Genomic DNA, 9408 nt, shown 5'->3' with positions numbered 1-9408 from the left:
ATCATCGCGTTGCGCAGCGTGTTGCCGCTCATGTTCTGCATCCAGCCCGGCTGCTGCGCGTGCCAGGCCAGCGTGTGACCCCGCACCTTCAGGCCCCGCTGGGTGGCCCAGTTGTAGATCTGGTCGCCGGAGGAGAAGTTGAACTGGTTCTGGTTCGGCTCCGTCGCGTCCGGCTTCATCTCGTTCTCGGCCGTGATCATGTTGAACTCACGCGCCGCGATGGTGCTGTACGTCGAGTCGTTCAGCCGGCTCGCCGCGATCGCGGTGCCGAAGTACCGACCGGACTGCGCCGCCGCCGCGCCCAGGGTGGTGGCGGCCTGGGCCGAGCCGGGTACGAGCAGCGCGGTGGCGGCCAGCGCCAGCGATCCCGCGGCAGCAGCCGCCAGGACGCGGTAGCGATGCCGCCTCAGTGGACGTTCCATGACACTCCTCTGCATATCGGACGGGTGATGCGCAGGGTTGTCGACACGGTTCGCGCACCTGGCGCGGGGCGCCACCGGGCAGTACGCGTTCCGGGTCACCGGCCCTGAAACTTTCGGAAACGTACCGGTAACTCCAGGGCAAGATACTTCGATGGGCCATCATCGGTCAATGTCGATGACCTCGCAGGCTGCTGCGAGGTGCGGTCCGATCGGACCGGAGGTGTTCCGATAGGTCGTCGGAAATTTTCAGCGCACGGTGCCGGCGGCGGGGAGCACCTGGATGTGCTCCGCGCCCCGCTGCCCGAACCATCCCTCCAGGTCGGCGCCGTCGAGCGTCCGGCCACGGTCCTCGTCCACCAGGACCGGGCCGACCACGGCCCCCTTCGCGCCCTCGAACTCGCACCCGGCCATCGCCGCGCCGGTCAGCACCGTGGGCATGCTGGCCCCGCCGAGCGTGGCCCACCGCAGGCTGGCGAACGTCAGGTCGGCCCCGCGCAGGTCGGTCCGGTAGAGCTTTGCCGAGTTGAGGATCGCGTGGCTGAGATCCGCGCCGGTCAGCACGGCGTCGTCGAGCACCGCCGCGAACAGTCGCGCCGCTCGGAGGCGGACGTTCGGCGCGGCGCAGCCGACCAGATCCGCCTTGGTCAGATCGGCGAAGCTCAGGTCGGCGTCGGCCAACTCCGCGTTGCCGAGGTTGGCGCCGCCGAGGTTGGCGTCCTCCAGCCGTACGCCGGTCAGGCCGGCGCCGACCAGGTAGGCGTCGGTCAGGTCGATGGTGCTCAGGTCGGCGCCGCGGAAGTCCAGAAAGTCGCCGGACAGGTAGGCCGTGGGATCCGCGGCGAGCGCGGCGAACCACTCCTGGAGCGCCTCGCGGGCCTCGGAGCTGTCCGGCCACCGGGTCACGTCGGCGCTGCTCTGCTTGTACCTGCTGCTCATTCGAGGAACACCACCTTGCCGTCCAGGTCCGGATTACCGGCTACCCGTCTCTTCAGGTCGGCCAGGGAGCCCGGGGACAGGTTCTTGCTGTCGATGATGACACGCTGACCACCGGCCACCTCGTCGGACAGCTTCTGCTCCGTCTCGGGGCCGTCGTAGCGTCCCCTGGTGCCCTCGGGCATCGGCTGGCCCGCCTGCCGGCCCGCCGGGAACGTGTCGACCGGGCTCTTGACGTCCCAGTAGTCGCCGTTGGCGTCGACGAACTCGCCCTGGTCCCGCTGGAACGCGGGATCCGAGTTGTCCAGCTCGGCCCGCTGGATCGGGCCCGGGATCTTGCCCTGGGCCTCGGCTTCCAGCCCGACCTCCGCCTCCCGGCGCGACTTGGCGCTCACCTTCCCGTTGTGGGCGGGGTCGGCGGCGAGTTCCTGCACCCGGGCGTCGTACTCGGGGGTGCCGGGCCGGGGCGCCTGGTATCCGCCGTCGCCGCCGGGCCGGCCCGGGGAACCACCCTGGTCGCCACCGGGGCGGCCCTGGCGTGCCTCGGCGGCGATGGTGTCCTGCGCCCGGCCGACGTTCTCCGGGACCTCGGTGCCGCGACGCCGTCCGGGCGAGGCGCCGTCGCCGTCGCCGTCGCCGTGCGGGTGGGGCGCGTCCGGGCCGTCTCCGTGGGGGGTCTTGGGTCTCGCCATGCTCGGCTAGCCGTCCAGGAGTGCGGAGAGGTTGGTCAGGCTGCTGATCAGCGCCATGACGTAGGTCAGGATGCGGCCGGCCCACTTGACGACCGCGGCGGCGATCTGCGACGCGATCACCGGGATGGTGACCACGAAGATGGCCTCGACGGCCCACACGATCACGCGCGCCACCAGGTCGGCGATGAGGTCCCGGACGATGTCGCGGGTGAACATCACCAGGTTGCCGGCGGCCTGGGTGGCGGCGGCCATCGCGGCGGACACCCCGCCGAGCCCGTTGATCGCCTCGACGTTGTGTTCCATGAGGTTGTGGTAGGCGTCGGCGGCCCGCCCCTGCCAGTGCGGCGTGTCACCGGCCACGAAGGACTTCAGGTCGGTCGCCATGCCCTGCAGCGCGACGGCCATGTTGTCCCAGGTGGCGGCGTGCGACGCGACGACGTCAGGCATGCCGGTCAGCTCGTCGAGGACCTGCCGCAGCGGCTCGAAGTATTCCATCGCCCAGCCCAGCCCGTTGGCCAGCAACGCGCTCAGCGGGTCCATCACGGTCGCCGCGACCTCGACGCCGAACGCCGCGCCGGCGATCAGGTCGTCGACCCAGCCCTGGCTGTGGATGGCGTCGACAAGCCCCTGGCAACTGTCGGCCAGGGCCGCCCCGGTCCACGGCTTGCGGGTGGAGACGACGCCGGCGATCAGCGACGTGTCGGTCACGGGGTGGCTCCCGTCAGCCCGCCACCCGCCTTGCGGACCGCGGCGTCCGCGTCCGCGTCGGCGCCGTCGTAGTTGTCGGCGGTGGTCCGTAGGCCGGCGACGACCAACGACAGGTTCTCCTCCACGTACGCGATCAGCTCGTCCTGTCGCCTGTGCCGGCCCTCCAGGATCGCGGGCAGCCAACTGCACAGCAGCCCGTAGGCGGAGTCGTCCCGCGCGATGTGCGCGCTGGCGGTCTTCACCGCGTCGAAGCGGGCCCGCACGGCGTCGACGTTGCGGGAGTGCGCGCGGATCTGGTCGGCGTCGACCGCGAAACCGTCGGCCATCCCGGTCACCACCGACCGGGTCGGTCGTCGGCGCCGGCCTCGGCGGGGTCCGGGTCGCGCAACCGCTGCCCGACCCGCTCGGCGATCGCCCGGCCGGCGGCCGAGTCGGTGCCGACCGTGTCGGCGATGATCTCCTGGGAGCGGTCGGCCAGTTGCCGCTTCGCCTCGCGGATCGTGTCCATGACGGTCCGGGCCACCACGTCGGGGGCGAGCCGCTGGCTGCGCGCGCCCAGCCGCAGGTCGCACAGCGCCCCGACGGAGTCGACGGTCACCTCGCACACGCCGTTGCCGTCCGCGGCCGTGACCCGCAGTTCCTGGAGCCGGTCGCTCATCGCCCTGGTGTCGGCCGCGAGCTGGTCGATGCGGCCCTTCCAGGCCGCCAGTCGCTCGACGGCGCCGTCCGGATCCAGCAGGCCACCCGGACTCGCGAAGCCGGCCCCCATGTGTCCCCCGATGCCTTTCCCATGATCACGCCTGGCGGGAGGAGGCTAACACCGCATCCACGCGGGTGACTACGGACCGTTCGGTGCCCGACAGTCAGCCGGACCGTCGCGTGTGGTGGGTGAGCACCCGGCTCAGCAGGCCGGCGAGCTGCTCGCGTTCGTCGGGCGACAGCGGCGCGAGCAGTTCGTCCTGCACGGCGGCGAGTTGCTTCTCCAACCGTCGGAGCTGCCGCCGCCCGGCCGGTGTGACGGTGACGACGTTGCGTCGGCGGTCGGCCGGGTCCGGGCTGCGCTCGACGAGGTCGCGGTCGACGAGTTCGTTGAGCGCCGCGACCACGTCGCTGGTGTGGATGCCACTGCGCCTCGCGAGCGCCGCCTGGCTGGCGGGCCCGAACTCGTCGAGCGTCGCCAGTAGCCGGAAGTGGTACCCGCGGGCGTCGATCGCGGCGAGTCCGTCGCTCACCAGCCGACCGGCCCGGACGGCGGTCTGGGTGATCAGCCAGCTCGGCAGGGCGGCCAGGCGGGCGGGCACGGCGCCCTGATCCGGAGTGTCCACGTGACCACCCTAACAAATCCATTGGTACGACCAACGAATCAGCGCTACGTTGGTGCGGCAAACGTTAGGGCAGCCAACGAAAGGCACTGTCATGATCAAGCCGTTCCGGGTGGCCATCCCCCAGGCCGACCTCGACGACCTGGCCGACCGACTGGCCCGTACCCGCTGGCCCGACGAGCTGCCCGACGCCGGATGGGACCACGGCATCCCGCTGGAGCGGGTACGCGAGCTGGCCGAGCACTGGCGCACCGGCTACGACTGGCGCGCGCACGAGGCGGAAGTCAACAGATATCCGCAGTTCACCACCGAGATCGACGGACAGAACATCCACTTCCTGCACGTCCGCTCCGCCGACCCGGACGCGCTGCCGCTGATCCTCACCCACGGCTGGCCCGGCTCGGTCGTCGAGTTCCTCGACGTGCTCGGACCACTGTCCGAGCGGTTCCACCTGGTCGTCCCGTCGATACCCGGGTTCGGCCTCTCCGGCCCGACCCGGGAACGCGGCTGGACCGTCGACCGGGTCGCGCGCGCCTGGGCCGAACTGATGCGCCGGCTCGGCTACCGCCGCTACGGCGCGCAGGGCGGCGACTGGGGCTCGGTGATCTCCACCCGGCTGGGCGGGACCGACCCGGAACACGTCGTCGGCGTACACCTCAACTACCTGCCCACGCCCCCGCCGCCCGGCTGGACCGGCGAGGCCGACCTGGCCGAGCCGGACCGGGCCCGGTTGGCTCGGATCAGGCATCTCATGGCGCAGCGCCACCCGCACCAGATCCTCTACGCCGCCCGCCCGCAGACCGTCTCGTACGCGCTGAACGACTCGCCCGCCGGCCAGCTCGCCTGGATCGCCGAGAAGTTCGCCGAGTGGGCCGACCCGGCGTCCGACATCGCCGTCGACCGCGTCCTCACCGACGTCTCGCTCTACTGGCTCACCCGCACCACCGCGTCGTCGGCGCGGTTCATCAAGGAGAACGCGGCCGGCGGGCCACCGCCGCCCTGCCCGCCGCCGGTAGGCGTCGCCGTCTTCGCCCACGACATCACCCGGCCGATCCGTGCGCTCGCGGAACGGACGTACCGGATCCGACACTGGAGCGAGTTCGACCGGGGCGGCCACTTCGCCGCGCTGGAGGTGCCCGACCTGTTCGCCGCCGACGTCCGCGCGTTCTTCCAGGACCTGCGGTGACCGGTGGCGGCCCGGCCCGGGTCACGCTCCCCGGCCGGACCGCTCCCGTCGGGTCAGCCCAGGGCCGCGGCGAACATGCCCGCCTGGTACGAGCCGCCCTGCTGGTGCACGATCACCGCGACCCGGTTCGCCGCGTTGACCAGACCGACCAGGCAGACCAGCGCCGCGACCTGATCGTCGTCGTAGTGCTCGCGCACCAGGGCCCACGTCTCGTCGGACACCCCCTGGTGGGCGTCGGCGAGCCTGGTGCCCTCCTCGGCGAACGCCAGCGCGGCGCGCTCCGCCTCGGTGAAGACGCTCGCCTCGCGCCAGGCGGCGACCAGGTGCAGCCGCACCGCGGTCTCGCCGGCGGCCGTCGCCTCCTTGGTGTGCATGTCGATGCACCAGCCGCAGCCGTTGATCTGGCTGGCCCGCAGCGACACCAGCTCCTGCACGGTGTGCGGCAGTGACGACTGCTGGATCACCAGGCCCGCGTTGGCGAACCGCTTGAAGAACCTGGCCGAGATCTCGTTCTCGAACAGGTTGAGTCGGGTCTCCATGATTGCGCCCTCTCCGGTCACGTGGCGTTCGGACGAACAGGAGATGCCGGCGGCCCGGCCGGCGTGACACGGTGGCCCGGTGACGACCGCCACAGCGGCGAGGTGTCACACCGCGCCGCTCGCCGGCGTCTGGTGGGGAACGCAGCCGATCGGACAGGGAGCACGCCATGGCGGACCGGGCCACCGAGGAGTTCGTCGCCCACCGGAACCTGCTCTTCACTGTCGCGTACGAGCTGCTCGGCTCCGCCGCCGACGCCGAGGACGTGCTCCAGGAGACCTGGCTGCGGTGGGCCGGCGTCGACCTCGACGAGGTCCGCGACCGGCGCGCCTACCTGGTGCGGATCGCCACCCGGCAGGCGCTGTCCCGGCTGCGCGCCCTCGGCCGCCGCAAGGAGTCCTATGTCGGCTCGTGGCTGCCCGAGCCGCTGCTCACCGCGCCCGACGTGGCCGACGACGTGGCGCTCGCCGACAGCGTCTCGATGGCCATGCTGCTGGTGCTGGAGACGCTCGCGCCGACCGAGCGCGCGGTGTTCGTGCTGCGCGAGGTGTTCGACGTCGACTACGACGAGATCGCCGAGACGGTCGACAAGAGCCCGGCCGCGGTACGCCAGATCGCGCACCGGGCCCGCGCCCACGTGGCGGCGCGCCGGCCCCGCCGTACCGTCTCGGCGGCCGAGACCCGCGACGCGCTCGGCGCGTTCCGGCGGGCGGTGGAGACCGGGGACCTCCGCGCGCTGCTCGCCGTGCTCGCCGAGGACGTGGTGCTGGTCGGCGACGGCGGCGGGATCAAGCAGGCGATCCCGCGCCCGGTCGCCGGCGCGGACAAGGTGGCCCGCCTGCTGGCCGGCGGGTGGGGCCGGGTCGCCGGGTCGGCGTCGATGGAGCCGGCGCAGGTCAACGGCTACCCGGCGCTTGTCGTGCGGCTCGACGGCGAGTTGGACACGGTGGTGGCGGTCCGGCTCGACGGCGGCCGGATCAGCGGCCTCTACGCGGTGCGCAACCCGGAGAAGCTGTCCCGGATGGACCGGGAGACGACGCTGAGCCGGCGTGCGACGATGCCGAGATGAGCCCCGACGTCACCGCCCTCGCCGTCAACGTGACCGTGCCGGAGGCGTTGCGCTGGACCGACACCCGGCGCGGCGAGGAGTTCACGCTGACCACGCTCAACATCCGGTTGCTGCCGGACGGCTCGCTCGCCGCGAAGGCGTACGGCCGGCCCACGGCGGGTGGTCGCGGCGCGTACGTGTCGTTCCGGGTGCCCGACCGGCCGGAGCTGGCCGCGCTGGTGGCGGCGGCGGCCGACCGGGCCGGCGCGCTGTGGGCCGCCCACCGCGGCCTGGAGTGAGCGCGGGCGCTCAGCGGCGCACACCCACCCCGCCGTAGCCGTGCGACACCGCCGCCCGTGGCTCGCCGTCGGGCCGCCAGTCGGCCAGCCGCACCAGGCCCGGCTCGACCGGGTCGTAGCCGTCCAGGAAGCGGGCCACGTCGGCGTGGGTGCGGGGCACCAGCGGCGCGCTGCTGCGCCGGTAGACGTCGGTGCCGGCCCGCGCCGGCAGCGGCGGCGCGCCGTCCAGGGTCAGGTGGGAGATCGCGAGCAGGCTGCCCGGGGCGGTGGCGTCGCGCAGCCGGGCCACCGCCGCCCACGGATCGTCCGCGTCGGGCACGAAGTGCAGCACCGCGACCAGCAGCAGCGCCACCGGCTCGGCCAGGTCGATCGTGGACCGCAGCGCCGGGTCGGCCAGCCACCCGTCGGGGCGTCGCAGGTCACCCTGGACGACCACGGTGCGGCCGTCGGCGGGCAGCAACCGCCGGGCGTACGCGACGGCCACCTCGTCGTGGTCGACGTAGACCACCCGGGCGTCGGGGTCCACCTCGCGGACCACCTCGTGCACGTTGCCCTGGGTGGGCAGCCCGGCGCCGACGTCGAGGAACTGGCGGACGCCCTGCTCGGCCGCCCAGCGCACGGCGCGGCGCAAAAAGGCGCGGTTGGTCTGGGCGGCCACCCCGGTGTCCGGGAAGATCTTCAGGATCTCCTCGGCGGCGGCCCGGTCGGCGGCGAAGTTGTGGCAGCCGCCCAGGTAGTAGTCGTACATCCGGGCGACGTTGGGTCGCGTCTCAGCGTCCGTCACGCCCTGATGTCTAGCACCCTGGGCGACGGCCCACTGACCCGCCGTGGGGCCCCGCCTTCCTAGTGAGCGCGCGGTCAGGTGGTGAGCACGAGGGTGGCGGCGGTGCCGAGGATGAGGAACGGGCCGAACGGCAGGTGGCTGGACCAGCGCAGCCGCCGGAGGGCGAGCAGCGCCAGGCCGGCCAGCGCGGCGAGGGTGACCGCGAGCACCAGCCCGGCCACCAGCACCGGCCAGCCGTACCAGCCGAGCAGCGCGCCGGCGCCCAGGGCGAGTTTGGCGTCGCCGAGGCCGAAGCCGCGCCGGCCGAGCAGCAGCGTGGTGGTCGCGAAGCCGGCGGCGAGGGCGAGCCCGGCGGCGACCGCCCGCAGCGCGGGTGCCGGGCCCGGACCGGTCAGCGCGGCCAGGCCGAGCAGCGCCCAGGTGCCGGCGGCGGCCGGCCAGGTCAGCCGGTCGGGCAGCCGGTGCGAGGCGGCGTCCACCAGGGCCATCGGCACCGCCCAGGCGAGCCACCAGGCCAGCGCCAGGCGCGCGCCGAGCGGCCCGCCGGACAGGGTCAGTACGGCCGCCGCGACAAGCAACGCCACCTCCGCCACCACGGGCGGCGCGCCGACGCGGGCGCGGCAACCCGGGCAGCGGGCCGCCGGGCCGAGCGCCGGCAGCGGTCGGTCCAGCCCGATCGGGGCGCCGCAGGCGTCGCAGCCGGTCCGGTCCGGGCGGTCCGGCGGTACGGCGTAGCGGGCCACCGCCAGCCGGACCGGCGGCCCGACCGCGAGGGTGGCCAGCAGCCGGACGACCGGACGACGGGCGACAGTCGACGGGGCGAGGTCGGGGGCCCGTTCGGTGGTCACGCGGGCTCCCCCGTCCGGCCGTCCCCGGCTCCACATCGGAGCACGCAGAGTGACAGATCACCGATCGTCGTGTGACGGATGGCGCGGAAAGAGGCGTCCGGCGGGCCGTCGGAACGGTCGGTGCGGGCGCGCCGGCCGGGGTGTGACCGCGCGGCGGGACGGATCGGACGACCGGGGCGGTCCCCGCCCATACCGGCGGCCTGCGGGCGGGTCGCCGACGACGGGCGGACCGGTGCGGGTGGGCGCACGCCTGCCACCGCGTCGGCCGCGTTCGACCCGTTCGGCACCGTCCGCAGGTTCACCTGCCCCCACCACCTGTCTTCACTCACCGTGTTCACGTGAATTGCCTCTGTTGCATCGGCGGACGTCAGCCTATGCTCGCCCCTTGGGTACGACGCAACCCCCGATCAATTGGCGTCGGAGGCCGACCGAGGACATCAGCTCCACATTCGACAAAGATCAGCACAGGTAAATGCAAGCGGTGGCCGTCGAGGCCCGGTCGGACAGATCCGGGCGTGCTTCCGCATGCCCGGGGCGGACCCACGCGACCGCACCGGGCCGGCACCGAGGAGGGCTCGGCTTTGCGCGTATGGCAATCCCGCCGATGGGAAATCTGCCTGCTCAGCCTT

General features: G+C 73.3%; 13 protein-coding genes. 3 read left to right on the top strand and 10 right to left on the bottom strand.

The features are described 5' to 3' along the window. The 7 genes from ACIA5A_RS25970 to ACIA5A_RS25940 form a co-directional block, all read right to left on the bottom strand. A partial coding sequence (locus tag ACIA5A_RS25970; protein ID WP_396767052.1) for an endo-1,4-beta-xylanase occupies positions 1–422 on the bottom strand: 422 nt, incomplete at its 3' end. A gap of 246 nt (positions 423–668) precedes the next feature. Continuing rightward, positions 669–1358, bottom strand: a complete 690-nt coding sequence (locus ACIA5A_RS25965; protein ID WP_396767051.1) for a pentapeptide repeat-containing protein — start codon at positions 1356–1358, stop codon at positions 669–671. After that, a complete protein-coding gene (locus tag ACIA5A_RS25960) occupies positions 1355–2047 on the bottom strand; it encodes a hypothetical protein (RefSeq protein WP_396767050.1) in 693 nt (230 codons plus the stop codon). The genes ACIA5A_RS25965 and ACIA5A_RS25960 overlap by 4 nt, the downstream gene beginning before the upstream one ends. Positions 2048–2053: 6 nt before the next feature. After that, entirely contained in the window at positions 2054–2755 is a 702-nt protein-coding gene (locus tag ACIA5A_RS25955) for a WXG100 family type VII secretion target (RefSeq protein WP_396767049.1), read from the bottom strand. Continuing rightward, positions 2752–3081 (bottom strand): type VII secretion target, encoded by a 330-nt coding sequence (locus ACIA5A_RS25950; protein ID WP_396767048.1) that lies wholly within the window; start codon positions 3079–3081, stop codon positions 2752–2754. The genes ACIA5A_RS25955 and ACIA5A_RS25950 overlap by 4 nt, the downstream gene beginning before the upstream one ends. A 5-nt stretch (positions 3082–3086) precedes the next feature. After that, positions 3087–3524 (bottom strand): YbaB/EbfC family nucleoid-associated protein, encoded by a 438-nt coding sequence (locus ACIA5A_RS25945; protein ID WP_396767047.1) that lies wholly within the window; start codon positions 3522–3524, stop codon positions 3087–3089. Positions 3525–3618: 94 nt separating this feature from the next. After that, positions 3619–4080: a MarR family winged helix-turn-helix transcriptional regulator gene (locus ACIA5A_RS25940; protein ID WP_396767046.1), complete on the bottom strand. Its 462-nt coding sequence runs from the start codon at positions 4078–4080 to the stop codon at positions 3619–3621. A 91-nt stretch (positions 4081–4171) separates the two neighbouring features. Here ACIA5A_RS25940 and ACIA5A_RS25935 point away from each other — a divergent pair, with 91 nt between their 5' ends. Further along, on the top strand, positions 4172–5263 hold the full coding sequence (locus ACIA5A_RS25935; RefSeq protein WP_396767045.1) for an epoxide hydrolase family protein: 1092 nt from the start codon (positions 4172–4174) through the stop codon (positions 5261–5263). Between the two features lie 53 nt (positions 5264–5316). Here ACIA5A_RS25935 and ACIA5A_RS25930 read toward each other — a convergent pair whose 3' ends face one another. Next, the gene (locus ACIA5A_RS25930) at positions 5317–5802 is read right to left on the bottom strand and encodes a carboxymuconolactone decarboxylase family protein (RefSeq protein ID WP_396767044.1); all 486 of its coding nucleotides are present in this window, start codon (positions 5800–5802) and stop codon (positions 5317–5319) included. 167 nt (positions 5803–5969) lie between these two features. On the opposite strand from ACIA5A_RS25930, the gene ACIA5A_RS25925 reads away from it, so the two are divergent. Together ACIA5A_RS25925 and ACIA5A_RS25920 are read left to right on the top strand one after the other, a co-directional pair. Continuing rightward, positions 5970–6869 (top strand): RNA polymerase sigma-70 factor, encoded by a 900-nt coding sequence (locus ACIA5A_RS25925; RefSeq protein WP_396767043.1) that lies wholly within the window; start codon positions 5970–5972, stop codon positions 6867–6869. After that, positions 6866–7147, top strand: coding sequence for a hypothetical protein (locus tag ACIA5A_RS25920; RefSeq protein ID WP_396767042.1), 282 nt, complete (start codon positions 6866–6868; stop codon positions 7145–7147). The genes ACIA5A_RS25925 and ACIA5A_RS25920 overlap by 4 nt, the downstream gene beginning before the upstream one ends. 10 nt (positions 7148–7157) lie before the next feature. Here the strand turns inward: ACIA5A_RS25920 and ACIA5A_RS25915 are convergent, their stop codons facing one another. Both ACIA5A_RS25915 and ACIA5A_RS25910 read right to left on the bottom strand, forming a co-directional pair. Next, on the bottom strand, positions 7158–7931 hold the full coding sequence (locus ACIA5A_RS25915) for an SAM-dependent methyltransferase (protein WP_396767041.1): 774 nt from the start codon (positions 7929–7931) through the stop codon (positions 7158–7160). A 74-nt stretch (positions 7932–8005) separates the two neighbouring features. Further along, entirely contained in the window at positions 8006–8779 is a 774-nt protein-coding gene (locus ACIA5A_RS25910; RefSeq protein ID WP_396767040.1) for a prepilin peptidase, read from the bottom strand. Positions 8780–9408: the final 629 nt, after the last annotated feature.

The organism is Micromonospora sp. NPDC051300, assembly GCF_044455315.1.
GTDB lineage: Bacteria > Actinomycetota > Actinomycetes > Mycobacteriales > Micromonosporaceae > Micromonospora > Micromonospora robiginosa.
Note: the sequence above shows the minus strand (reverse complement) of the source record. Positions and strands in the feature narration are given on the sequence as shown.

What these genes read in the sequence shown, in the direction of transcription:
- ACIA5A_RS25950 (WP_396767048.1), bottom strand. Translation starts at nt 3,081, where the DNA reads ATGGCCGACGGTTTCGCGGTCGACGCCGACCAGATCCGCGCGCACTCC.
- ACIA5A_RS25965 (WP_396767051.1), bottom strand. Translation starts at nt 1,358, where the DNA reads ATGAGCAGCAGGTACAAGCAGAGCAGCGCCGACGTGACCCGGTGGCCG.
- ACIA5A_RS25925 (WP_396767043.1), top strand. Translation starts at nt 5,970, where the DNA reads ATGGCGGACCGGGCCACCGAGGAGTTCGTCGCCCACCGGAACCTGCTC.
- ACIA5A_RS25945 (WP_396767047.1), bottom strand. Translation starts at nt 3,524, where the DNA reads ATGGGGGCCGGCTTCGCGAGTCCGGGTGGCCTGCTGGATCCGGACGGC.
- ACIA5A_RS25960 (WP_396767050.1), bottom strand. Translation starts at nt 2,047, where the DNA reads ATGGCGAGACCCAAGACCCCCCACGGAGACGGCCCGGACGCGCCCCAC.
- ACIA5A_RS25920 (WP_396767042.1), top strand. Translation starts at nt 6,866, where the DNA reads ATGAGCCCCGACGTCACCGCCCTCGCCGTCAACGTGACCGTGCCGGAG.
- ACIA5A_RS25930 (WP_396767044.1), bottom strand. Translation starts at nt 5,802, where the DNA reads ATGGAGACCCGACTCAACCTGTTCGAGAACGAGATCTCGGCCAGGTTC.
- ACIA5A_RS25935 (WP_396767045.1), top strand. Translation starts at nt 4,172, where the DNA reads ATGATCAAGCCGTTCCGGGTGGCCATCCCCCAGGCCGACCTCGACGAC.